18 protein-coding genes are annotated in these 25,779 nt (G+C 44.1%); 13 read left to right on the forward strand and 5 right to left on the reverse strand.

Features of this window, described 5'->3' with window-relative positions; genetic code table 11:
- Positions 1 to 20: 20 nt before the first annotated feature.
- Complete coding sequence (gene lexA / locus AC6RV6_RS24050; protein ID WP_500243421.1) at positions 21 to 644, reverse strand: transcriptional repressor LexA; 624 nt, start codon at positions 642 to 644, stop codon at positions 21 to 23.
- Between the two features lie 228 nt (positions 645 to 872).
- Positions 873 to 2,123: an FIST signal transduction protein gene (locus AC6RV6_RS24055; protein WP_500243422.1), complete on the reverse strand. Its 1,251-nt coding sequence runs from the start codon at positions 2,121 to 2,123 to the stop codon at positions 873 to 875.
- A gap of 185 nt (positions 2,124 to 2,308) precedes the next feature.
- On the opposite strand from AC6RV6_RS24055, the gene AC6RV6_RS24060 reads away from it, so the two are divergent.
- The 8 genes from AC6RV6_RS24060 (at position 2,309) to hpsP (ending at position 10,891) form a co-directional block, all read left to right on the forward strand.
- Positions 2,309 to 2,530, forward strand: coding sequence for a Calvin cycle protein CP12 (locus AC6RV6_RS24060; RefSeq protein ID WP_500243423.1), 222 nt, complete (start codon positions 2,309 to 2,311; stop codon positions 2,528 to 2,530).
- A 184-nt stretch (positions 2,531 to 2,714) separates the two neighbouring features.
- On the forward strand, positions 2,715 to 3,308 hold the full coding sequence (locus AC6RV6_RS24065; RefSeq protein ID WP_500243424.1) for a DUF3177 family protein: 594 nt from the start codon (positions 2,715 to 2,717) through the stop codon (positions 3,306 to 3,308).
- Between the two features lie 176 nt (positions 3,309 to 3,484).
- Positions 3,485 to 3,784 (forward strand): DUF7734 family protein, encoded by a 300-nt coding sequence (locus AC6RV6_RS24070; RefSeq protein WP_500243425.1) that lies wholly within the window; start codon positions 3,485 to 3,487, stop codon positions 3,782 to 3,784.
- 121 nt (positions 3,785 to 3,905) lie between these two features.
- On the forward strand, positions 3,906 to 5,366 hold the full coding sequence (glmM, locus tag AC6RV6_RS24075) for a phosphoglucosamine mutase (RefSeq protein WP_500243426.1): 1,461 nt from the start codon (positions 3,906 to 3,908) through the stop codon (positions 5,364 to 5,366).
- 252 nt (positions 5,367 to 5,618) lie between these two features.
- Positions 5,619 to 7,322 carry a hormogonium polysaccharide biosynthesis protein HpsL gene (gene hpsL, locus AC6RV6_RS24080; RefSeq protein WP_500243427.1) on the forward strand — a complete coding sequence of 568 codons (1,704 nt, stop codon included), beginning with the start codon at positions 5,619 to 5,621 and terminating at the stop codon, positions 7,320 to 7,322.
- Positions 7,323 to 7,347: 25 nt separating this feature from the next.
- Positions 7,348 to 8,325, forward strand: a complete 978-nt coding sequence (hpsN, locus tag AC6RV6_RS24085; protein WP_500243428.1) for a hormogonium polysaccharide biosynthesis glycosyltransferase HpsN — start codon at positions 7,348 to 7,350, stop codon at positions 8,323 to 8,325.
- A 42-nt stretch (positions 8,326 to 8,367) separates the two neighbouring features.
- The gene (gene hpsO / locus AC6RV6_RS24090; RefSeq protein ID WP_500243429.1) at positions 8,368 to 9,531 is read left to right on the forward strand and encodes a hormogonium polysaccharide biosynthesis glycosyltransferase HpsO; all 1,164 of its coding nucleotides are present in this window, start codon (positions 8,368 to 8,370) and stop codon (positions 9,529 to 9,531) included.
- A 160-nt stretch (positions 9,532 to 9,691) separates the two neighbouring features.
- Positions 9,692 to 10,891 carry a hormogonium polysaccharide biosynthesis glycosyltransferase HpsP gene (gene hpsP / locus AC6RV6_RS24095; protein ID WP_500243430.1) on the forward strand — a complete coding sequence of 400 codons (1,200 nt, stop codon included), beginning with the start codon at positions 9,692 to 9,694 and terminating at the stop codon, positions 10,889 to 10,891.
- Positions 10,892 to 10,997: 106 nt separating this feature from the next.
- On the opposite strand, the gene AC6RV6_RS24100 is transcribed toward hpsP, so the two are convergent.
- A complete protein-coding gene (locus AC6RV6_RS24100) occupies positions 10,998 to 13,934 on the reverse strand; it encodes a calcium-translocating P-type ATPase, PMCA-type (RefSeq protein WP_500243431.1) in 2,937 nt (978 codons plus the stop codon).
- Between the two features lie 150 nt (positions 13,935 to 14,084).
- On the opposite strand from AC6RV6_RS24100, the gene rsmI reads away from it, so the two are divergent.
- Both rsmI and AC6RV6_RS24110 read left to right on the forward strand, forming a co-directional pair.
- Entirely contained in the window at positions 14,085 to 14,924 is an 840-nt protein-coding gene (rsmI, locus tag AC6RV6_RS24105; RefSeq protein WP_500243432.1) for a 16S rRNA (cytidine(1402)-2'-O)-methyltransferase, read from the forward strand.
- 88 nt (positions 14,925 to 15,012) lie between these two features.
- Positions 15,013 to 15,819 carry a vWA domain-containing protein gene (locus AC6RV6_RS24110; protein ID WP_500243433.1) on the forward strand — a complete coding sequence of 269 codons (807 nt, stop codon included), beginning with the start codon at positions 15,013 to 15,015 and terminating at the stop codon, positions 15,817 to 15,819.
- Between the two features lie 82 nt (positions 15,820 to 15,901).
- Here the strand turns inward: AC6RV6_RS24110 and AC6RV6_RS24115 are convergent, their stop codons facing one another.
- The gene (locus AC6RV6_RS24115) at positions 15,902 to 16,672 is read right to left on the reverse strand and encodes a class I SAM-dependent methyltransferase (protein ID WP_500243434.1); all 771 of its coding nucleotides are present in this window, start codon (positions 16,670 to 16,672) and stop codon (positions 15,902 to 15,904) included.
- 191 nt (positions 16,673 to 16,863) lie between these two features.
- On the opposite strand from AC6RV6_RS24115, the gene AC6RV6_RS24120 reads away from it, so the two are divergent.
- Positions 16,864 to 17,790, forward strand: coding sequence for a glycosyltransferase family 2 protein (locus AC6RV6_RS24120; RefSeq protein ID WP_500243435.1), 927 nt, complete (start codon positions 16,864 to 16,866; stop codon positions 17,788 to 17,790).
- 41 nt (positions 17,791 to 17,831) lie between these two features.
- On the opposite strand, the gene hpsE is transcribed toward AC6RV6_RS24120, so the two are convergent.
- A complete protein-coding gene (gene hpsE, locus AC6RV6_RS24125; RefSeq protein ID WP_500243436.1) occupies positions 17,832 to 18,788 on the reverse strand; it encodes a hormogonium polysaccharide biosynthesis glycosyltransferase HpsE in 957 nt (318 codons plus the stop codon).
- A gap of 29 nt (positions 18,789 to 18,817) precedes the next feature.
- Here hpsE and AC6RV6_RS24130 point away from each other — a divergent pair, with 29 nt between their 5' ends.
- Positions 18,818 to 18,961, forward strand: coding sequence for a hypothetical protein (locus AC6RV6_RS24130; RefSeq protein WP_500243437.1), 144 nt, complete (start codon positions 18,818 to 18,820; stop codon positions 18,959 to 18,961).
- A 408-nt stretch (positions 18,962 to 19,369) separates the two neighbouring features.
- Complete coding sequence (gene hpsA / locus AC6RV6_RS24135; RefSeq protein ID WP_500243438.1) at positions 19,370 to 25,771, forward strand: hormogonium polysaccharide biosynthesis protein HpsA; 6,402 nt, start codon at positions 19,370 to 19,372, stop codon at positions 25,769 to 25,771.
- The last annotated feature ends 8 nt before the right edge of the window (positions 25,772 to 25,779 follow it).

Consider the following 25,779-nt stretch of genomic DNA (forward strand, 5'->3'; position numbering starts at 1 on the left):
CAATGGAGGATTGTTCGGGATTACCAATCGCGCTTATTGAGAAAATCGCGCCAAACCCCAATGAGAACACCTTGAATTTCCACTTTCTCTGCTTCTACCTCAATGGGTTTAAAATCTGGATTAGAGGGTTTTAGGGTAACAGTATCGGCAAATTTGTAAAATCGTTTTAAGGTGGTGCCAGCACCATCCACCCGCGCGGCAACGATTTCTCCATTTCGGGGAAGTTCGCTACCGAGGGGTTTTTGCATGACGACAAAATCTCCCTCCCGAATCATATCCTCGATCATGCTATCTCCCGTCACCCGCAAGGCAAAACAATTCGGGCGGTGCAAGATAGCAGTAATGTCCAGTTGTGCTTTGTCATCGGCAAACGGTTCGACTAATCCTCCCGCCGCGATCGCCCCTTCGATTTGCAATCCTCGTTTTTTCGGCGGATAAAGAATGCGAATCGTCCGCGCTTTTCCTTCTGTCCAGTCGATGTACTTTTTATTCCGCAAGCGCTCCAGACGGCTTTGAATCGGGGCAGGGGATTTTAAGTTCATCGCTCGCATCATTTGCCGAATAGACGGTGCGTGCTGTTCCGTGCGAATGTATTCCACCAGCCAGTCATACAATTCTTTTTGGGCTGGGGTCAATTTTTCCATCTTTTCCATGATGTTTTTAATCTGGTAAATGTTGATGCGATTAAAAGATTTTTGCCTCTTAATCATTCTGTTCTTATTTTAGAACGAGGGTACTTATTTGAGAACGGTTTTATTAAAAAGATTTTATAAATTCAAGTAGAATAAAGCATCAAGCAAAACAAATATTAAGACTCCCAGCTAAAATAATTTTGGCTGGAGACTCTTGGACAATCTGTTCGGGAGAGAATTTTAATAAAAAATGGCAAACACTGAAGTATATCCATGTAAAAAGGTGTTTCCTCCCACAGGTCCGATTTCACCATTGCAAAAGAACCCGCCCACGGGAATATTGCCTAAATAACTTTGAAACAGTCGGGAGTCAAAATTCGGCTTACCATATAAACTCTCTCCTCGACCCAAACAAGAAAACATTAACGCCCCGATCGCCCCTTCAGGATCCGACTGTTCTCGTTGATAGCGACGCAAAAGCACCTCGAGATCCTCTTCAGAAGTCCGCGCATCTCGCAGGTGGAAGCGCAGGCGCTGACCCGGACGCACGCGATCGCCAATAGCTACGGCTCCCACATTCGGATCGACCCCAATGAGATTGCGAATCAAAAAATCCCCTTGATAGAGATCGGTTTTAAACTCATCTCGAGCCAGTCCGACAAAGAGAGAATTTTGCGCCAACTCGCGATCGCTCTCATCCAAGTTTTGCAGTAAATTTCGCAACGCCGTTAGCGTGGGTTGTGCTTGTCCTTCCGTAGTGTTTTGACCAAACTCGGCGATTTGTAAAATAACATTGCGCTGTCCTTGGGTCACTTGAAATGTTTGACCGATGGGACGACAGCCTTGAGCAACGATCGCTTTGACGGTAATGTCACCACTGAGGGCAACTCCCACCGTGCCTTCGCGATAGAGAGATGACCCTGAAGCCCCAGACTGGTAATAAAATAAGCCACTCTGCCCTGACATCGCCCCACTACTGGCTAATCCCCCCACCTTCACCGCATTGGGGTAGGCAAAATCCAACCCCTGCAATAAGTCAGTAATTTTGGCAGAAAAGGGATCTGCCAGCAAAATAAAATTGGGATTGTCTTGAGGATCGACTCCCATTAATTCGCACCAAAGATTTGGGGAACTATCTGAATCCGGTAAATTGTTCCCAGAAATATGAAAAGGATGAACGTTAACCCCCGGTAGAGAAGCAACGCTCAAACTGAAAGCGGGATTGCCTTCAATTTCAACAGATTCGCCGCGATCGCCAAGGCCGACGACTCCGCCTCCTCCACAACCAATCACAATTTTTAATGGTAATTGTTCTAATAATAAGGGAACTAAGCGGGGATATTCACTCGCATAGGCTGAAGAAATAAAGGCAATTCCTAAGTCGAAATTTCCGGATAAAGATTGCCGAACCGTGGCAGCAACCTCAGCGATCGCGGCTTCGAGGGAAGGTTGAGTTGAGAGGGCATTGATCCATTGAATTTGTTCGCTCATGGGATTAAATCTCATCAAATCTTAAAAAATCGGGATCGATAAAGGATAAGAATATTCGTTAGGATATCAATAGAGAGAGAGACTGTTTCAATTCAAAGCATAACAGACACACTCTCTCGCGATCGCCATAAACCTTAAGATCTGCCGATCTGTTGTCCTTTCAAAATCACTGGAATAAACCCATAATGAGTAACATTCAAGAAAAAATCGACCAAGAACGCGACCAAGCCAGAGTCGTTTGCAACACGGAAGGCTCAACTTCCAGCGAATGTGCAGTCGCTTGGGATGCAGTCGAAGAATTACAAGCTGAGGCCGCCCATCAACGCCAAGAAACCCCCAAAAGCTCTCTAGAAAAATATTGCGACGATAATCCCGATGCTGTGGAATGCCGCATCTATGATGATTAATTGCTGAAAGTAACTCGCTCAACGAGCATATTTTTCGACGAGAATAGCAGGAAACCTCGATATTGAGGCTCTCCTGCTGTTTTTTTTTGCGATCGATCGCATTATCTCAATTCCCTGTTCGCAATTGGGAAACTGCAATTCGCGCTAGGTATTACAATAGTTGAGCAAAGCTAGGAAACAGATCGTGCAGGACATTTGGTTTAAACCCTTAATTTGGATGGATTATCGCTTGGCCGTCCTCTTTACCGTCATCATGCCTTTAATCTTGTTGCTCTGGGCAGCAATACGCAAGGAAGAGGCGATGGTTCGTCTCCTCATTATTTATTGGCGGGTTGCCAGTCTCCTGATGATTACCGTGTATTTAATGATTCCTTCTTGGTCAATTGGTTATATAACTGGATTTGCCGCCAGACTTTTAATTCCTATTTCGTTATGGTTTTGGCTCGATCTCAACGATGAAATTGACGACCATAATTTTAGTTCCCTTAAGTTTGCCCTAACGGCTTGGCGGTGGGCGATTACGATTTACTGTACTTTGGGAACGATCGCATCCCTTCCCTTTCTTTCTTGTGCCTTTTCCTCGGAGTCTCTCACCACGACCTTTTGTCGCGTTTGGCTCGAACCGCCCTTTCTCTACAAAAGTTGGTTTCATGCCAATACCAATCCGGGTTTTCTCGGTTTCCTCGCGGCCATTGGTTTGGCAGCCTATATTCTCTATTTTGTCTATTTTGTCATCGTGCGCTTGGGCAAACAAGGGCGATCGGCAATGGAAAAGTAGAGGAGACAAGGCCGGCTTTGTTTCTACAGTGAATTTGAATGTGCCGAGTTGATTGGCTTTGGCTTGAATTTTCAAGGTTTTATCGCGTATCAATTCCGAGACAATTGGCTCGAAAAATAGGCGATCGCCTTCTTCGTCTTTGACCAAACATTGCCAGATAAAAGGATTGTTAACCGATGACCAAATCTTTAGGAAAGCGCCTCGAGCAATACACGATCTCGCGCTCTCAGGAAGTCTTGCTGGTCAAGGCAGAAATTGTCGGAGAAGAGGACGAAATTATGATTTTTAAAGGCTTTTCCAGTTCTCTGATGCGATCGACGGCCTTCGATCCCGACGTGCCGATCTTGCCCGAAGATGCCAAAATTATTACGATCGCCCGCCTTGCCAGTCCCTACAATCCCGAAAATCCTCAATATATCGAACCCCATCTGACATTAGAACAAATGGAGAGCCACCTCGCAGCCCTTGGAATTTAGAAGCGATCCGGAAAGTGCGATCGCATCCCTGAAAAAGTCATCAGACGAGATTCTTCCCCAATAATCCATAACCAATAATGTTATCCTCCAAAAGTATAGAGTGTGTGAGGAAGTCAACGATATGGTATCATCTCCAATTTCAATCCAAGGGAGCGATCGTATCACCAAAAACGAATCGTTCTCGATTAGCAATTCTCAATTTGTCCCCAATGCCTCGTTACCCAGTACCCCTCTTTTCGGCACAGATGGGATTCGTGGCAAGGCGGGAGAACTGTTAAATGCGTCTTTAGCCCTCAAAGTTGGTTTTTGCGCCGGTCGAGTCCTACAAGCCAACACCAGCGCAACGGGAGCGATCGCCATCGGGCAAGATTCCCGCAATTCTAGCGATATGTTGGCCACCGCACTAACGGCGGGTTTAACATCGGCAGGGGTCGAGGTGTGGCAGTTGGGCTTATGTCCCACGCCCTGCGTCTCCTATTCCGTCGGTCATACCGATGCGATCGGCGGTGTGATGATTTCTGCCAGTCACAACCCTCCTGAAGATAATGGCATTAAATTTTTTGGTCGTAACGGTACAAAGCTCAGTCACGAATTAACCGAACAACTCGAGACCGCTTTAAGGAATGAGGTAAATTTTCCCAACACCTCCCAAACTTGGGGAAAATCCTGCCCTCGTCCCGAATTGGTGACGGGATACGGGGAATTTTTAACGCGATCGCTCCCCTCCGATATGGGATTTCAAGGCTTGCGGATCGTCCTTGACCTCGCTTGGGGAGCCTCGGCACAGATTGCCCCGCAAGTGTTTCGCGCTTTAGGTGCGGAGGTGATTTGCCTGCATGAAGCCCCCGATGGCGATCGCATTAACGTGAATTGCGGTTCGACTCACCTCGACTCGTTACAAGCTGTAGTCAGACAATATCAAGCAGATATGGGCTTTGCTTTTGATGGAGATGCCGACCGCGTCATGGCCGTCGATGGCCAAGGGCGAGTTATTGATGGAGATTATATTCTTTATCTTTGGGGATGTTACCTGCAACAACAACAGCAACTCCCCGACAATCTCATTATTGCAACCGTAATGGCAAACTTGGGCTTTGAGCGGGCATGGCAAAAACAGGGAGGACAATTCCGACGCACCAAAGTCGGCGATCGCTACGTGCAAGCCGAAATGCTTGCAACGGGAGCCATGCTGGGAGGAGAACAATCCGGCCACATCCTCTGCCACCATCACAGTTATTCTGGCGACGGACTGCAAACCGCCCTGCATTTAACGGCATTAGTGCAGCAGTCCGGCCATTCTCTCGCAGAATTAGTGCAAGAAAGTTTCCAAACCTATCCCCAAATCTTACGCAACATCCGAGTTGAAAACCGCGATCGTCGTGCCAACTGGCAAAATTGCCACGAACTCCAGCAAGCGATCGCCCATGCAGAAACAGCATTAGGAGACGACGGACGAGTGTTAATCCGAGCCTCTGGGACCGAACCCGTCATTCGCGTCATGGTGGAAGCAGCCTGCTCGGAAGCCGTACAGTATTGGACAGAAGCATTAACCCATACGGTTCAGCAATATTCCCTAGCTTGATGCCAAAGAGAAGAACGAATCGCCACTACTCGATCGCATGATGAGTAGTGGCGATTGCTATTTTCATTTGTCATAATTGTTCGATGGGGCAAAAGTTGAGAAAATGCGGCATTAAAATAGGCGATCGTTTAGGCTGGCAACGAGTGTAATACCCATTCACAATTGATAAGTGCTGGTTCGGAAATGCGATCGTTAGCTTGCATTCGATGTAAGAAGTAAGGATTTATTGATACTTGTTCATTGAAAAGCATTATGGCCAAATCGAAAAAAACAAAAAAGAAATCCCAAAAAGAAAAAAAGCAAGCAGAACTTGCCAATCTTAGTCCCAAAGAAATCGCCGCACTCAAACGGAAAGCGGCCAAAGATAAAAAGAAATTAATCAATGTTATTTCTGTTATTTTTGGTTGTTTGATCTTTATTACTATTCCTTTATCTTTAATTAATCCTAAAATAGGATTAGCTCTGGGCGCAGGAATTCCAGTCATGTACTTTTCCTATCAGTATCCTCGCACCGGACTCTGGCTTTTTCTCATCTATATGCCTTTTAGTGGAACAATTATTTATCAAGTTGTTGGTGGAAATGCAATTTTTAATTTAGCAAAAGATGGTTTTTTTATTCCTGCCTGTATTGCATTAGGACTCGAGTGCAAAAGAAAAAAACAACCTCTCATTGTTAACAAAAAAATATTATTTACTTTAATATTTCTTACCGTTGCTGCACTTTTAACTTTATTAGTTGTCAATGGTATGATGCAATTTGTCCTGCCACTCTGTGCGAGTTTGCCAAGAAAAGGAAGAGGAATGTTATGTAAGGATGGTATTCCTCTCGCCCAAGGAATTCTGGGTTTAAAAGTATTAATGGGCTATGTGCCATTGATTTTTTGTACTTATTACATGATTAATAATAAAAAAGACGTATTGCGTTTGGGACGAGTACATCTGGTTTTAGTTATTATTTGTACATTACTGGGTATCTATCAATATTATTTATTAGACTCGGGTTCGTGTCTCGGTACTCGTAATGAAGTCGGAGATGCTCTCTTTAAAGCCAGTGTAGATGCCAAATGTTTCGTCGGTGGTGCCGTGGGTTTTACGCCAGCCCAAAACTTTATTCGCTTACCTGGAACTTTTTCCTCACCTTGGCATTGGGCGTGGTTTTTAATTGCCAATAGTGCCATTACCTTTACTGTTGCGTTTGGCGATACATCTCTTTGGTGGCGATTGGGAGGATTAACAGGTATGGTATTAGTATTTATTAATGCTGTCATTTCCGGTCAGCGTATTGCCCTTGCCTTAGTTCCAGTCGTTACGGTAATTTTATTTGTTTTAACCGGACAAATGGCCAATCTCAAGCGATTTATCCCAATTTTATTAGGATTAGTATTATTGCTCGGAATTGTCATCAGTACCAACCCCGAAATTATTCAAGATCGACTGGATAGTTTAAGTAGTCGAGCAGAAGCATCTCCTCCACACGCTTTTATTGAAGAACAGTTTCATTGGGCATTCAAAGAACAGCGAGGACCTCTCGGACGAGGTTTAGGGAAAGCGACAAACTCTACGAGAATTTTTGGTAAATCGGCATTAGTCGAAACATTTCATCCTAAATTAATTTATGAAATGGGAATATTGGGAGGTCTTGCATTTTTTGTATTTACAACCAATATTGTCTGGGTAACATTTCAAATTCGTCGTTCTTTAAAAACGCCAACTATGCGTAACTATGCGTCGAGTCTTTGGGTTTTTGTGTTAATTATTAGTTTTAATACTTATTGGTATCCTTTGGATACCGATCCCGTTGCAGTTTATTATTGGCTATTTGTAGGATTGCTGTTCAAATTGCCGGAAATAGATAAGCAGGAACAAGAACAACTCAAAGCCGCTAAAATCGAAGAAGCTCAATTGGGACTCGATCGCAAAAAATCAAAGAGTAAAGTTACTTCAAAAACCGCCTAAACATTAGTATGGGAGTACAAAGCGCGTGAATTTTCCTTCAATTTCAGTTATTATTCCCACCTATGGGCGCGAGGTTGTGTTGCGGGATACGATCGCAGATATTCTCAAACAAGACTATCCCGATTTTGAAATTCTAGTGGTCGATCAAACCCAAAACCACGAATCCGAGACGATCGCTTATTTACAAGATTTAGCCGACACCGGTAAAATTCGCTGGTTTCGTTTAAATTGGGCGAGTTTACCCGGAGCGAGAAATTATGGAGTCCGAGAAGCAAAAGGAGAAATCGTTGTTTTTATTGATGATGATATTCGCATGGAAGCAGAATATCTCCAAAAACACGCCCGTAATTACGATCGTCCTGAAGTAGGAGCCGTTGCGGGGAGAGTTTTCGATCGCATGAAATTAGGAGACTCGGGAGGAGATTTAGAAATTGCAGAATTACCCCCCGAAGCAATGGATCCCGGAATTGCATGGTACTACATCGATCTGGTTCATACGACCAAGCCTCAACGAGTGATTTCGGCGCGAGGTTGTAATATGTCCTATCGTAAGGATATTTTTACCAAGCATGAAGTGTGGTTTGATGAACGATTTCGCGGTTCCGCAGTGCGAGAAGAGTCGGATTTTTGCTTGCGGTTGCGAAAAACGGGCTATCAAGTTTGGTACGATCCCGAGGCGCATCTCGTTCATTTAGGCGAAGAAACCGGAGGATGTCACGACATCAGCACGCGATCGCTCAAATATCAAATCACTTTTTATCACAATCACTTTCTCATGGCGCAAAAAAATCTCACCCCTTATCAGCAATTGCGCCTCTATCTCAAATTATTTGATTGTCACGTTCTCGGCAACCCTCCTTGTAATAAAAGCGGCTCTCCTCTCAAAATTATGACCCGAGGTATCTTTTATAGTTTGGGCTTTTTTGATGCTGTTAAAACGCGCATTAATGGATTGTGGAATAATGGGCAAGTGTATACGCGACTCACAAAAAATAATCAATAACCAATAACCAATAACTAAAACCAATAACCAATAACTAATTGTATGAAAATTTTAGTCGCCAGTCATACCTATATTGTCGATCTCAATTGCGAAAAATTTCGAGAGGTTGCGCGTTTAGATCCAGAAATTGAAGTTGCGATCGTCGTCCCTCAACGCTGGCGACCCGGAGGTGTACAGAATAAAATCATCGAACCCCAACCTCGAAACGAAGGTAACTTTCGCATCGTTCCCATTGCAAACTTTAGCGAAAATAATCAAGGATTACTAACATTTGGCTTGGAAATCATTTCTTTTTTGCGTTCTTTTCAACCCGATATCATTCAAGTCGAGCAAGGAGTCAAATCTTTTGCTTATGCTCAATTTATTACGTTAAATAAATTGTTGAGATTGCAAGCTAAAAATTGCTTCTTTACATGGTGGAATTTACCTTATAACAATAAGTTCCCGATTTCACTCCTCGAACAATACAATTTGAGCAATACCGATGGATTAGTGGCAGGAAATCAAGATGGTGCAGAGATTTTACGAGAACATGGCTATCAAGGTAAAGTTAAGGTTATGCCGCAATTGGGTGTTGATGAAAAACTTTTTTCTCCTCAGTTTGAACCTGAATTAACAGAGAATTTTGATATAGATAATGATGATTTTATTATTGGTTTTGTGGGTAGATTTGTAGAAGAAAAAGGAATTTTAACTTTAATTGAAGCTGTTTCTCAATTAACTGAAAAAAATTGGAAACTTCTTTTATTAGGCCGAGGTGAATTAAAAGCAGAAATCCAAAAACGAGCCACAGAAGCCGGAATTCAAGATCGTTTGATTCTAGTTGAGAGCGTTCCTCACGATGCAGTTCCTCGCTATATTAATCTGATGAATGTTTTGGTATTGCCTTCAGAAACAACTTATAAGTTTAAAACACTCACTGCTGTGGGTTGGAAAGAACAATTCGGTCATGTTTTAATTGAAGCAATGGCCTGTAAGGTTGCTGTTATTGGTTCTGATTCGGGAGAAATTCCTAATGTTATTCGCGACACAGGATTAATTTTTCCTGAAGGAGATGTCGAACAATTACGCCAGTGTTTGCGAAAATTAATGGAAGATTCAGAATTCCGAGCTTATTTAGCACGTCAAGGGTATGAAAAAGCGATAAAACAATATACCAATAAAGCCTTAGCTCGAGAATTGCTAGCTTTTTATCAAACATTATAATTGTTGAACGGATGAGAACGAAAACAACTATCAACTCGAATATTTAAAACTTTTTTTCAATAAGATTAGCGATCGCTTTTCCAACATAGCCCAAATTCAGACTATCAACTTGTAAGATTAAAGAGCGAGATATTGAATTCAGTACCCATTTCCGAATAGTATGAAAATTCTGCAAATTGTTCCTTCTATTTCCCTTGTTTATGGCGGTCCAAGTCAAATGGTACGAGGATTATCTTCGGCATTAGCTCGGGAAAATGTTGATGTGACCATACTAACCACAGATTCTAATGGTGATGTCGGACAGCCACCTTTAGATGTACCGTTAAAGGATCCCGTTAAGGAAAATGGGTATAAAATTCGCTATTTTCGCTGTTCTCCCTTTCAACGTTATAAGTTTTCTTTCGGGTTATTGCAATGGCTGGCTCAATATGGAAAAGAATACGATTTAGCGCATATTCATGCTTTATTTTCTCCTGTGAGTACAGCCGCAGCAATTGTCGCGAGAAATATCAACTTACCTTATATTTTACGTCCCTTAGGAACTCTCGATCCGGCAGATTTAAAAAAGAAACAACAACTCAAGCAAATTTATGCTTTCCTCTGGGAAGCTCCTAATTTAGCCAAAGCGGCCGGAGTTCATTTTACCAGCCAAGAAGAAGCGAGAATCTCGTATCGCTTCGGTCGGAAAACTCGCGATATTGTTGTCCCGTTAGGCGTAAAATTATCGGGAGATTTACCAGAAGCAGGATTAGCGAGAGAGAAATGGAACATTGGGAAAAATACTCCATTAATCTTATTTATGTCTCGAATCGACCCTAAAAAAGGCTTCGATTTGCTCTTTCCTTCCTTGGCTACATTACAGTCGGAAGGCATTGATTTTCATTTTGTTTTAGCGGGATCGAATTCTCAAGATCCTGAATACGAACAATCGGTTTTTCAGATGGTCGAAGATGCAGGATTGCGATCGCGTACCACGATTACTGGATTTGTTAAAGGAGAAGATAAATTAGCGTTATTGAAGGATGCCGATTTATTTGTTTTGCCTTCTTATTATGAAAACTTTGGGATTGCCGTTGCTGAAGCAATGTTAGCGGGAGTTCCCGTATTAATCTCTAATAAAGTCTATATTTGGGATGCCATTCAAGATGCTGATGCGGGATGGGTGACGCAATGCGATCGCGAAGATATTACGAACAAATTGCGATCGGCGTTGCAACATCCCGAACAACAAAAGCAAAAAGGTGAAAATGCGCGGGAATTAGCAATAAACAATTATAGTTGGGAGGCGATCGCCAAACAAATGAAAGCAGAATATCAACAAATATTTTCATTAAATGCGAGTACATTGCCGCGATCATGACTAAACTAATAAGGTTTTAAGCCTCCTTCTTCAGAAGGAAAACCCCAAAAACCTCCGAATATCAAGCCTCCTGTTTTAGTGAACATTACTGATAACTGATAACTGTTCACTGTTCACTGTTCATTGAAATAACCCATCGCCAGCCTTCACCAATCCAAAGAACGATCGAGGTACTACCGACAATTGCTAACCAATCCTGCCACGAAAGGGGAACAGTTCTAAACACTTCCCCACCAAATTGAATGATTAAGATTTGACCGATACAAATTGCTGCTGCGATCGCCATAAATCCTTTATTTTGCAAGATTCCTTTAAAAGCTGATTGTTTTAATCCGAGGCAGCGAGCATTAAATAAGTTCCAAAATTGAATAAAGACAAAAACTGCAAAAAAGACTGAGAGTTCATAAGCATCAATGCTGCCATCTTTTTGTAAATAGAGTAAAAAGGCTGCCAAAAAGCCTAAAAAGATTAAACCATTGGCAAGAATATTCTGCGCCATTGAAGTGGAAATAATAAAGGCTTCCGGGTCTCGAGGGGGGTCTTGTAAAACTGTCTCGTGAGGCGGTTCTGTCGCCAAAGCCAAAGCGGCAAAAGTATCCATAATGAGATTGACCCATAACATTTGTGTGACTGTCAGAGGCAGGGAAATGCCGATAAAAGGTCCTAATAAAGCAATCCCCAAAGCGACAACATTAATGGTCAACTGATAAAGAATAAAGCGTTGAATATTTTGATATAAAGAGCGCCCCCAAACGATCGCATTGACAATACTTTGAAAAGCATCATCCAATAAAATAATATCGCTGGCATCTTTCGCGATCGCTGTGCCGCTTCCCATCGCCAATCCTACCTTAGCTTGTTTTAGAGCACCTGCATCATTGGTGCCATCTCCCGTCACCCCGACGACTTCTCCGGTGGCTTGTAAGAGTTGCACCAACCGCAATTTATCTGAAGGAACCGCACGGGATAGCACTTTTAAATGTTTAATGGCTTTACTGGCCTTTTCGTCGCTCATTTTGCGGAATTGCTTACCCGTGAGAGAGGCATATTTATGTCGTTCTTCCTCATCTTGCCAAAGTCCGATTTCCCGCGCGATTTCTTCTGCGGTTTCTGCACAATCTCCGGTAATAATTTGCACTTTTAACCCTGCATTGAGACAGGTTTTAATAGACTCGGACACCCCCGATCGCAAAGGATCGACAATAGCAACAAATCCCAACCATGTTAGATGGGGTTTGACCTGTTTCCCCATCTCGGGCTGCATTAAGTTTTCTGGCAAATCTTGATAAGCCAGCCCTAAAGTTCGCATTCCTCGTTTTTGGTAATCGTGTAAGGCGGCTAAAATCGGTTCGGGATTGTGTAGGGGCAAGATACCATATTCAGTGAGAATATAAGCGCAGCGTTCGAGAACGACTTCCGGCGCACCTTTAATATGGACAATTTCCCCATTCGTCACGTCAGAATGACCAAAGGTAGCCATATATTTATTCTGAGTGGAAAATGAAAGACGAAATTCAATTTTAAAGTTATAACGATAGTCAAGATAATCAAAATCTTGCGCGTCTAACCAAAGCAGCAAAGCACTTTCTGTGGCATTACCGATCGCTTGAGTGGGTTGTCCTTTTTCTTTTTCGAGATCGGCGGTACTGTTGGCCGCGATCGCTTCAGCAATTAACTGTTTGGCAAAATCCAAGTCGGCTACTTTGGTCGAGTGTAAAGCTGGAAAAGCAACCTCGTAAACTCGCATTTTATTTTGCGTCAGAGTTCCGGTTTTATCGGAACAAATAATCGTCGCCGCCCCGATGGTTTCGCAAGCGTGCATCCGTCGCACTAAATTATTAGAATCCGCCATGCGTTTCATGCTATAAGCCAGAGACAGGGTGACGCTCATGGGCAACCCTTCGGGTACCGCCACAACGATAATCGTGACCGCCACCATAAAATATTCCAAGAGGGTAAACCCGACCCCCGCCGGCAGCCACGTTTCTCCCCAAACCGGGACGAGACCGAAAGGATAGCCTATTCCCACTCCGATCGCTAAAATCAACCCCCCCACAGCCGTCGCGATCGCCCAATTGACCCAACTATCATCCAACCATTGAGGTGCTTCAATCTCGTTGCTCATAAAGCCCAAGCCATCGTAAACCACGGGCAACCAAACGGGAATGAGAGCGATCGCGATCGCCGCGACGAGAAAACCTAAAAAATAACCCTGTTGTCCCGTAAGATGAAATTCTCCCGTGAGAAAACCTCGCACCGTTAACGCCGTAAAAATAATGGTGGCAAACGATAAGCCCACCACGCCGATCAATTGGCTGAGTTTGTCTAATTGCTGGTTGAGGGGGGTATCTTCGCCGTTTTCAATGGTGGCCACCGCCCGTGCTAATTTACCGATTTCCGTGCGATCGCCCACTGCTGTCACCGCAAAAATGCCATTACCTTGATCGACAATGGTGCTGTGATAAAGGTTATAAGCAGGATATGTTTCTTCAACGAGTCCTTGTTCTGACGCTTCGGTAGGGGTAAATTTTTGGACGGGTTCCGACTCTCCCGTAATTTTGGACTGATCCACGAGGAGAGATACCGCTTCTACGACTTCTCCATCAGCAGGAATCTCATCCCCTTGTTCCACGCAGACCCAATCTCCCACGACAATCTCTTTTTTCGCCACCGTCGTCGCAAAGCCATCGCGAATGACTCGCACTTTGACATCATCAACGTATTTATTGAGAATTTCAAAGGCGCGATCGGCGCGATACTCATTAATAAAAGCGAGGGTCGTCGCGAGAACGATCGCGATAATAATCCCTAAGCCTTCGATATAATCATTTCGCACTGCCCCCGCCGCGATCGCGATAATTGCGGCAATACAGAGAATGCGAATGACAGGATCGGCAAATTTCTCTAAAAACAAACGCCACCACGGTTCTCGCTCCGGAGGAGTGAGTATATTTGCACCATATTTTTCCCGATTGATTTCGACTTGTTCTGAGGTGAGTCCGCCGAGGGGATGTTGCGATCGCATTTGCTGGTCGGTGAGCATAAGTCTTGAAACGAATAGAAATCGGGGCATTGCCCGCATTAATATTCCTTCATGGTATCATTAGCAACATTGGCATGGCGTGAAAAGGCAATACTTCGGCTCCGCTCAGCGATCGCAATACAGCCAGCAATAGAGAGAAGAGATTGGGAAATGCTTTATTTGGTTGGGACTCCCATCGGAAATCTAGAAGACATGACCTTCCGAGGTGTCCGCATTTTGCAGGAGGTGGATCTAATTGCCGCAGAAGACACGCGCCATACGGGAAAGCTACTCAAACATTTTCAAATTCAAACGCCGCAAATTAGCTATCACGACCATAATAAGCACAAGCGTTTGGCCGAACTCCTCGATCGCTTGCAATCTGGAGAAGCGATCGCCTTAGTGACGGATGCGGGAATGCCGGGGATTTCCGATCCCGGTTACGAGTTGGTGAAAGCCTGCCGAGAAAATAATCTTCCCGTGGTTCCCATTCCGGGAGTGAGTGCCGGAATTACTGCCTTAGCCGCCTCGGGGCTGCCCTGCGATCGCTTTGTCTTTGAAGGTTTTTTGCCCACTCAAGCAAAAGCCAAACGAGATCGCCTCACTTCTCTGCAAACAGAATCTCGCACTCTCATTCTCTACGAAGCCCCTCATCGCTTGCTTTCTACTCTGAAGGATTTAGCAGCAGCTTGGGGAGGCGATCGCGCGATCGTGGTGGCGCGCGAATTAACCAAACTTCACGAAGAATTCTGGCAAGGAACTCTCGAAACTGCGATCGCGCACTACACTCAACGGTCGCCTAAAGGTGAATTTACCCTCGTCATTGCTGGGGCTTCTCCAACGATCGTCCCCCTCACGGAAACAGAAATTATGACCGAATTAAGCCAACTTTTACAAGCAGGAATGTCGCGATCTGAAGCCAGTCGCCACTTTGCCCATATTGCCGATCTTCCTCGCCGTCGCGTTTATCAAATAGCCCTTTCTCTCCCCGATCCCGAAAGCGGAATTTAGCGCGATCGCTGTGTAGCGTGTCATAATACAAAAAGAGTTCGGGATTTTAAATTCCCAACTTTTGCATTGATTCTGAGGAGGTGACGCGATGACAAGCGAACATCTAAATGACGTGGATTTGTGTTTTGCGATCGATACAACGGGAAGTATGGGGGGATTTATCCGCAATGCTCAGCAACAATTGCTGGATACGATGAGCTTGCTTTCGGCAGATAGCAATATTAACTTACAAATTGGTTTGGTGGAATATCGCGACCATCCCCCTCAAGATCGTTCCTTTATTACCCGCGTTTACCCTCTCACGGCGAACTTTACCCAAATGCAAAAAAGTATTAACAAATTGCAGGCGGCAGGGGGAGGAGATGCCCCCGAAGCCGTTTATCAAGGGGTATTTGATGCCTGCGCTAAAATAAAATGGCGGGAACATAGCTGTCGTTTCGTTATGTTAGTGGGAGATTCTCCCCCTCACGGTTTTTCGGCTTGGTTGCGAGAATATACGGGGCGATCGCTTTCTTCGGGGGGTGATAGTTGGCCGAATGGTTGTCCTAGCGGTTTGAACGTCCAATCTGTGGCCGCAGAAGCGGAAAACCAACGTGTTAAGGTCTATGGCTTGTGTATGGGGACAAATACCGCCACGCAAGAGTCATTTGGTGCGATCGCGCAATTCACGGGCGGTCAGTGCGAAACCGCACGCAATGCCTCTCATATAATCAGTCAAATGGTATCAGTTTTGAATGTTGAATTTCGTACCGTACAGTTCGATCGCCAAGTTTTGGAGGTCGTTAAAAAGTGCGATCGCATCGAGTTAGACGCTTTAGCAACTCAACTAGAAACCTCTCGTTGGACGGTAGCTAGAGCAATTTCTCGCTTAGGAAAACGAGGATTTTTGTCTTAATTTATTGGTTCGATATTGAAGCGATCGCAAGCTCAAAACCTTCTAGGGTGGGTATTCCTCACCCTAATATTTTAAGATTAATTTAAACATTTTTTTGACAAACAAGAGCGATACGACGACAGTTTGTGTTATCAGTTAATAACAGATTTTGGCGATAATAATTATAAAGCCATTGTAAGAGTCCTTGATGATTTAAAATAAAAAAACGATTGTACAATACTCTCTGCATTAATCTCAAAGGACGAGAAGTTTTGTGATTGAGATAATGGAATTCTTTAACAATAAAAAATGGACTCAAAACATTTTTTAAACTTTCAAGATTAAAATGTTGATAATGTTTGGCTTGGACTTTAATATTATTACTAGGGACAGTGAGAAGAAGATAACCATCGTCTTTAAGGTATTGGGATGCACCTTCTAAGAAACCCGCGATCGCACTGGGTTCGATATGCTCCAAAGTTTCAATTAAAGTAATAATATCAAACTTAAAGTCAAATAGATCGCTTTTGCTAACATCTCCACAAACCCATTCAACATTAGGATTCATGATTCTCGCAAACGCGATCGCCCGTTGAGAATAATCTAGGCCAATCGTTCGTTTTCCGGCATTTCTTTGATTCAGTTCCTTGAGAAAACGTCCATCTCCACAGCCGAGATCGAGCAAAGACTCAAAACCAATTTGTTCGGCTTTCTCTAAAATAAAATAGAGATAAGAAAAATATTCATAACCCCAAGATAAAGATTGCGTCTGAGAAAAATGAATGCCATCCCATGAGGGAATATAATGATAGGGATAGTCGTATTCATTCTCTTGGAGCAATTGGCGATCGCTTAAAGATTTTGTACTTTCCATATTATTTTAGACGGAATGAGTGGGACAAACATATAATTATATTAGCTCGATTTTCTAGGTTATCGAGAATAACCCTATTGTATTCTACCCACCAGCAAAATTTTAATGTACTTTTGAATAGATTAAGATAAGCATTGCGATCGCTCCAGCATAGCCTATTTTTTGCTAAAGTATACTTTTTTTGTCGAACCATGCCCAAAATTTCCATTGTTATCCCCGTCTACAACGGAGAAAAGACAATCCGAGAAACCCTTGACTCAGTTTTCGCTCAAACTTTTCAAGATTGGGAACTCATTATCAGTAATGATGGCTCTAGCGATCGCACCCTAGAAGCGATCGAAACCATTTCCGATCCTCGCATTAAAATTATCTCTGATTCTAATGCAGGTCTTTCTGTAAGTCGCAACCGAGGAATAAAGATTGCCACGGGGGAATATATTTCCTTTTTAGATGCAGACGATCTTTGGTCTCCTGACAAATTAGAGGCGCAATTACAAGCCTTAGAAAAAACTCCTGAAGCAGCAGTCGCTTATAGTTGGACGGATTATATTGATGAGCAAGGAAACTGGCTGCATTCGGGCTTACATTTGAGTCCAGAAGGGAATGTTTTACCGGAATTATTCCTACACAACTTTCTAGAAAATGGGTCTAATCTTTTAGTTCGGAAAGAAGCACTCGATCGCGTTGGTTATTTTGAAACCTCCCTGACTTCCGCACAAGATTGGGATCTTTATTTACGATTAGCAGATCTCTATCATTTTGTTCCCGTGTCTCGCGTGCAAATTTTTTACCGGATCTTAAGTACCTCCTTTTCAACCAATTTACAGCGCCATCATTCTCAAGGTTTGCTCGTAATCGAACGCGCTCTCAGTCGCAATCCCTCATCTCTCGAACCTCTCAAAGAAAAAACCTTGGCTCATTTTTATAAATACTTAGCTTGCAAGGTTTTCAATACAGCAGGAAATCGAAAAAATGGGATTTTGTCCATTTATTTTAATTGCCAATATCTCCGCTATGAACCAGCAAAATTTTCAGGACTTAAATTATATTTTATTCTTTTAATTAAAGGAATTATGTTAATAATTTTAGGTCAAAACAAAAAAATGGACTTTTCTTAAATAAAATTGAATAATCAGAATATTTAAACCTAGAAAAACCATCAAGAAGATTTAAAACTACGAGCGATCTGATTGAGGTAATAAAAAAAACTAGCAATGCGACTGATATAGATTTGCAATTCGCATTGAGCAATAATATCTTCTTGTAATTTCCCCCAATTCTGTATTTTATATTTAATTGCTTTATAAAGATTCCCCAACACAGTTCTCAAGACGATCGCAGGTTTTTCCCAGTTTTTAGCAATAATCATTTTCAGAGGGAAAAAAGTGAGACAAGAACCGTGAATGAGAGAAAATAAATAATCTCGTTCTAGACGATGGGCTGGGATTTTATGCTGGATATACATATCCGGATTGTACCAAATTTCCCATCCTAGCTTGTAGATATATACAAGCATCTCGTAATCCGTACCCCCTAACATTGAATCACCAATTCTACCGATAAACTGATAGGATTCCGCGCTACACTTTTGCCAGACTTGTTTGCGAACGACCAATCCTGCTCCCGGTGGTAAACTGAGTACTTTGGGTTGGTAACGATTGGCAATATCGCCGCGATCGCGAATCGCGAAAAAACCAATAATTTTGTTAATATTTTCCGGCGGATCGACTTCAAAATCTGCAAGAATCCGACCGCCATAAGCTCCTGCTCGAGGCTGTTTGTGAGAGAATTGAACAGCATGATAAACCCAATCTACTGCCGGAATATTATCATCATCGAGAAAGGCAACTAACTCGCCTTTTGCTTCTTGAATTGCCCGTTCTCGGGCGAAAGCTAGTCCTTGGCGAGCTTCAAAAAAATAGTCTAAGGCGATCGCATCGCCCCATTTCGTTTGATATTTCTGTACGATTTGTGCAGTGTCGTCGCTACTATTATTATCAATAACAATAATTTCCCAAGTAATTTCCTCGGTTTGGGTTTGTTCGTACAAGCTATCTAAAACTAAAGGAAACCGTTTTGCACCGTTATAAGTGGGAATTGCAATTGTAATATCCATAAAAGCACGTAAACTACAATTCGTGAGATTTGAGAAAGCTCGCCATTATCTTAACAGAAGAGAATCACGACGATCGCATTTCCAAAGGAAATCCCAACAGAAGCATCGAGACAGCAATTCTAATATTCCCTGCTCCTTTGCGATCGCTTTTCTGGGAGTTATGGGTATTTTAGGGATAAGGCGAGCGGTACAATTAGAACTGTAGTACCCTTTTGGGCAATTGCAGAAAAATATCCTAACTGGATAAATCTTCTCGATCGCCTTCTAAACAATATTTTTGCTTTTCTAGAGAAATTTTTCTGACTTTACGGAAATCGAGCAAATGGCATTGAAGTCTTTGCTATCTCCTAGCTCTGACGCAAGCGATCGCGAACGGTACTCTACTACTAATAAGTACAGCGCTTGACCGTATTTTTCCGGAGAGACTGCTCAAAGTTCTCCCTCAACAAACTGCTCTCAGTTAAAATTGCGAGCTTCTGCGGTTGACAGAGACATTGAGCGATCGCACAGTCTAAGAACTAGGGACTATTAAAATTTTTGATATCGCAGTCGGATATCCTTGCTTCAGGCGACCGAACCCCTTGAATTTAGCGGGTTATCGGGTAGTGCATCGCCTCATCCCTAACGGGATTCGTTTGTTTGTCTTCTCAGCCCATTTTGTCTTAAAAGTCGCCATGTCAATTCTCAAACGACTCGTTAAAAGTTTTCAAATTCTCTGGCGAGAACTGCTGTTACTACCGCTAAAACTATCCCGTTGGCTGACTCGACGGTTTTTCCACTCCTCTCGCCGTCAACCGTCTCAAGGGGGTTTTATTTTACCCACGGTGGTGATGGTAATTTTGGTGGTAACGCTCTTGACGACGACGATCGTTTTCCGTTCCTTCGACCGGGCGAAAAATGCTAGTAATGTGCGAGTAAATCAAGTGACGCTCAATGCCGCACTCCCGGCGATCGAGCGGGCAAAAAAGAAAATTGACGCACTATTCTCCGACCCGACTCTGCCTCAAGGGACACCGACGGATACGGCAATTCTCAACGCTTTTGATAACACGGATTACGATTTAGGGGACGAGGTGCGCCTGCGCGTGGCGGTTGATATCGACGATAATGATTCTGTGGACACGACATCAGTTTATGGTGGTGTTGGAGTTAACCCCATCCAAAATAACGAAGTTATGACGACGGCATGGCGCTTTCCCGTAGATACAGATAATAATGGGCTGTTTGATAGTTTTACTCTTTACGGTATTTATTTTCGTTCCCCTCCGAGTGGAACGAACGAACGAGCGAGATCGCCTCTCGAAGCCAGAACCCCACCCCAAGACGATAGTGCCACAAGTAATGTTTGCGCCCAGGCAGTGGGAACTAGCGCCAGTTTAACAGGAACAGAAGGTTGGTATAAAGTGAGCGGGACATTAAAAAAAGCCTTTTATGTTTACACAGCAACAGTTCCGATTACACCAGTCCCAAATACAGGAGCATTTCCGGCGAATATTCTACCGACTACTGGAGACTATGCAGCAGACAATTTATACGAAACTTATACGGGAAACCGAGGATTTAGCGCCATTGAATATCAACAAGATCGCACTCGCATTCCTCTTGGTAATAATGCGATCGTTTATGAAGATGACTTGGATATTTCTACTGGTGGTACAGCTTTTCGCCTCAATGGGCGGATTATTGCCAACAGTAATTTAGTTTTAGGATCGGGAGGCGGTACAGAACATTTTTATCAAGTCAGTAGCGATGAATCCTGTTTTTATGAAGCAGAAAACGGCAAGGTTTTTGTCGGAGGGAATGTTGTTAGCGGTCGTATTGGTAGCGACGGTACGACAAATTATGAGCGGGCTGTTACCCTCGATCGCTATCAAGAGGGATTAGATCCTGTCAGTTCAATAATTAACGATGGTGGAGAGGAATCTGTTAATCAAGATCCTAATGTAGTGGGTTACAATAGCCAAGCCTACGAGGAACGCATTGCCTTATTAGTGAGAGAAGCACTAACTATAGGAACAGGAAGCGAGCCGAAAACAGTACAAGAGGATATCAGTAAAGGCAGCACCCGAGAAGAGGCTTTTCAAAAATGGTTTCGCGCCAGAACTCGCCGCGTTCCCTTTGCAGAAGTCCCTTTTGGGGAGTCGGGAACGGGAGGTTTAACCAATGTTCTCCTCGACCGGAATACCGATCGCCTGCGCCCGATTGATAATTGGCACTATCCCGTTAATCCCAATAACGGTACTGCGAGTTTGATTCCGAATCTAACCTTACGAACTAACAGATTGACAGCCAACGATCCCGAGGGATCTAGTGCTTCGGAAGCAAATATCGGCGATCGCGTTTTGGTGGGGAATAATCTTCCAGAAAAATGGTTCGACCCGACGACCAATGATTTTGCCACGGATGAAAGCAAACAATTTATTAATGGCGAAACATGGAATGACGGTGGAGCGCGGTATCGTCTCGCCCGCACCGATACCTTAGATGACCTCGGGGATATCAGTCGGGATGGCTTCTGGGAAGGGGCGGCGGCACAACTCCCTCAGAATCGCTTAGAAGGTTATGGAGGATTGCGGATTGTAACAGGAGCAGGGATTTATTTACCCTTAGAAGTCGATAGAGGGAGAGTTGCAAATTTAAACAACCTCAACAATCCGAATGATGACACTATTTCTCGAGTGGTCTGGCCGGATACTATGACCGTAATTCCTTATTTAGCCAATGATTTAGGGACAGGTGATATAAATTCCTATCTGAATATTGCACCTTGGTTGGGAGAAGATAGTAATAGCAATAGCAACCCCGATATTCTCGATGATGAAAATGGTAATCCTCGACCTTTCTTAAGAATGCGAGCATCGGCGGTTTATCACTATACTTACGACGACAATAATTCCCCGGCTGCTCCTATTGCTTGCGTTAGTAGTTTTTATGACCCCACTGATAGCAATACTGCCAGAAATCGCGGTGGACTCCCCACTTTTGGACCTCTAAGCACAGCCCGAAACCTTAACAGCAGTGGCGATCTAGCTTGGCAAACTGCTGCGATCGGTGGTTTTCCTGCGAATCCCACCCATATCGAGACAACTCGCCCCAATCCACAAGGAGTCTCCTACGATCCGCGCGATTCAAATAACGGGATTACCTACCCTCCTCCCCGAGATCCTGCTGGATTAGCAAACGATCCTTTTCTTCGCTATCAAGCGGAATTAGTTTATCCCAATGGGCGCTTGGTCAATCCTCAACTTGCTCGCGCCTTAGTTAATTTAGCGGGGGGCATTAGCAGTCTGTCTCTATCCGATCGCGGCGCTCTTGATTCTGCGCTTTGTGCCTTACAAATTTTCAACGAAGATAGCAGTATTGACGTGTCAGGGTTTAGTGCGATTGGCACTCCCACAACCACGCCAAGCGGGTACAACCTCCCCCACGGCACCATTCAGGAAGTCACTTTCCTCGATCCTCGGGAAATTAAAGCGATCGAAGGCGATGCCGATACTTGCGGTTTTACTTCGTCAGGGACTTGCACCAATTTCGATAATGATTACGATAACCAACCCATCCAATTTGGTCGCTCGTTAGATAAGCCAGATTTGACAACTCCTACTGCATCTAACTGTGCTACAGGAGAATGTATTTCTCAATATGATTTAGCGATCGAACTGCGTCAACCCTTAGAAATTCGCGCCACGGCGATCGATTTGAATGTCTTGCGGCAACAAATAGTGACCAATACTTATGCTGATGGACCGCAAACTGAATGGCTCTTTCCCGATAGCGGCGTGATTTATGCTACGCGAGATGACGGATTGCCCGATGCTAGCGATCGCCCAGCGAATCCCGCCTTTAATGGGGATGGTAGCGCTAGCGGCGATACTGCCCTCTATCAGCAAGAACTCGATAAATTCGAGCGGGTCAGTGCTACAGACTTCTGGCTCGACCCCACCCGCCGCGCTAATGGCATCCTGTTAATTAACGGCAGTTCCCTCGGTCGCGGCAATCCCCCCAATAATGCCTTTGAAGAAGAAGAAAAAGGAATGATCTTGGTTTCCAATGAACCGGTGTACATCAAAGCCGGACCCAACGAACTTGGTCAGCGAGGGTTTAACCTGCATACACCGGGGGCTAATGGCAGTAACGAAGAATTTGATGATATGTTGGATCTACCCGATTGGGGAGATTTTTACGATCGCTCTTCTGCCAGCAATGGCCTCAATGATGATTTTGCTTGCCGCACAGGAGATACTCGCCTTCCTTCTACAAGCTGTCGGACGGGAGACCAATGGCGACAGGCCACGATTCTCTCGGATACTCTGGGGCTACTGACTAATAATTTCCGCTTTGGATTTCGCAATGAGGGGGATTTTGACCTGCGAAACAATCAAACGGATAATTTGTTCCGAAACCTTACTGCTACAACGACCTTAAATCCTCAGCCTGCTAATTTTAATATCCCCATTAAATCTCGCAGCGATATTGACAAGGCTCGTCGTGATAATGGTTTTTTTGATAATTCTTTTGTGACCAACGGACTATCGAGTAATAACAGTACGACAGCTTTTGGCTTTAATGGTGGCACCCTCAGTTATGACAACGACAACTACAGAAACTTTGGTGAAGATGCTCTGGGCAGTTCCTATTTCAACAATGGCGTAACCCCCGTTCAACGTCGAAGAAATTCAGGGGGTAGTGATGAATACGTGATGGAAGTTTGTCGAAAGTTACCGGTTTCCAATTGTCAGCCCGGAGATTGGGTCATTGGCTATGATGCTAATAGCAATGATGTTTTCTCGGAAACCGTGAATGAGGCAACTCTTGGTTTTGATGTCGATGGCATTGATGCTGATGGAGATGGCAATTTAGCCAATGATAATTATCTGCTAGAAACAGAACTCAATTCAGAACACCTTTGGCGGATTATCCAAAATGGAGCCCTCGTCAATCACAATGATATAATCGCGGGAACGACTCTCCTTTCTCCTCTACAAGCGATCGATCAACATTATCCGCGACGAGTTGCTTTCCTACGCAATCATGGAAACTTGGTCCTCGATTCTCTGGTAAGTCAACCGCGTCCAACGCCATTGGGAATTAACAACCAAGATAATGCAGATGCTTTTCCTTACAGTTCTACAACAGGCACTCAGTTAGGCCGTCCTATCAGGGAGAACAGAGACAATATCCTTTGGTTTCGAGGAACGAGCGATCGCAACGCTCCTTGGGATTTCAATTTGCGTGCATATAACAATTCCGGCGTAGCCTTGTCTTATGTCTCGTACAACGATCCAACAGAACCTTATTTGACTCAGTATTTAGACGAGCGCGACGATTGGGTACTTCCGGATATTGATTTCTTCATCAATGACACAGGCATCGACCAAGGAGATATTGCTAACAATCTCAATCATTCAGCCTATCGGGCTAACTATCTGAACGGAACCCTCGATACCCTCATTGATACAAATCCTAATGGCTCTGCCGATCGCTCTGTTTGCATTAATGGGACGAATGGCGGACAAAATGCTAATAATCTAGCGCAAAGTCTGAATCCAACAACCCTTAGCGGAGGTGGCTGCAATGTTGATACCGCAGTCGATCGCTTCCTCGATACAGGCGTGTATGTCATATCCGATACCCTGAATGCTGACGGAACAACGGGTTCGGCACTCGCTTTAGGCGATGCGACTCGACCGCATAAAACTTTTACGGATGAGACTGTAACAGATGGCGATCCCGGACGGGTTGTTAATGTCTATGCCTATGAGTTATCTAATGTGACTCCTATCGATGTTGGCGATGGGGCAAGTGCGCCAACGCCTGTCAGCTTTAACTATCTCGGTAGTAATGGGGGTTCTGTCAATTTAACTCTCGAAGGCAATGCCGAGACTATGTTTGTCTTCCGATTGAATACCGCTAACCCCGTTCTTTTTGAGAATGTCAAGATGGTTCTCAAAGGAGTCAACCCCAACCATGTTTTCTGGGTTGTCGGACAAGGAGGAATTGTGTTTGCAGGCAACAATTCTCTAGCAGGAAATTTCCTCGGTCGCAACATTGGCACTAATCCGATTATGTTCGATACAACTGGAGTGATTCGAGCCACTGCTGCTACGCTGAGTACGCCAACGGATACAACAATTGATGGCGGTCGCTTCCTTGGCTTTAATGGGACAGGAGGAACTCAAGCAGGTCAGGCTTTAGCAACTTTTAATACGGCGGGAGCATCGTTGACATTCAACGCCGTAACAACCTCTCACCAACCCATCCTCATTCCCGTTTTACAAATTCAACTGCCTCAAAATAACAATCGAGATCCAGCAACGAGCAATCGCACCAACACCCAAAATGGGTTTCAGCGTTCTAACTGGATTCAGCGAGCAACGGCAGATGGCAACCAAGATAACAGAACTTTTAATCTCACCCTCGCAACAGGAGATAACCCTTCCCGCGTTCGTAATATAACCCCGCAGGTTACTGAGTTTAATGGTTCTCTCCTCAACTTCCCGCACTTGATGGAATTTTGGAATAGTGGTGCGAACTTAGATGGTCCCCTTAGCTTAACCATTCAGGGTTCTTTTATTCAACTCAAACGCAGTGCTTATGGAACTGGTCCCTATTGGCAGTTATTATCTGTTGGTAACACCAACGCTAACAATTTAGGGAGTCTCTTCGGGGCTGGTCAAATCTACAGTTTGAACGACTTTGCCAATAATAGTTACTATGCGCCGGGTCGTCGTTGGGGTTTTGATGTGGGCATTCTGTCTCAGTTGCCAGACCTGTTCTCCCAACGTTTTACCTTGCCTCCCACAGACGATCCGAACGAATACTATCGCGAAGTCAGCCGCGATGACGATTGGGTGCAAGCGCTCCTCTGTGCGGGTTTTAGTAATACGCAGTCGCAGGCCACTTTCGGCCAACTCATCGGCGGTCGTCGCGCAGTTGATGCGGGCTATCGACCGGATAATACGGTTTGCCTCGAAGATCCTTAAGTTGCTGC

The organism is Spirulina sp. LEGE 11439, from assembly GCF_059821285.1.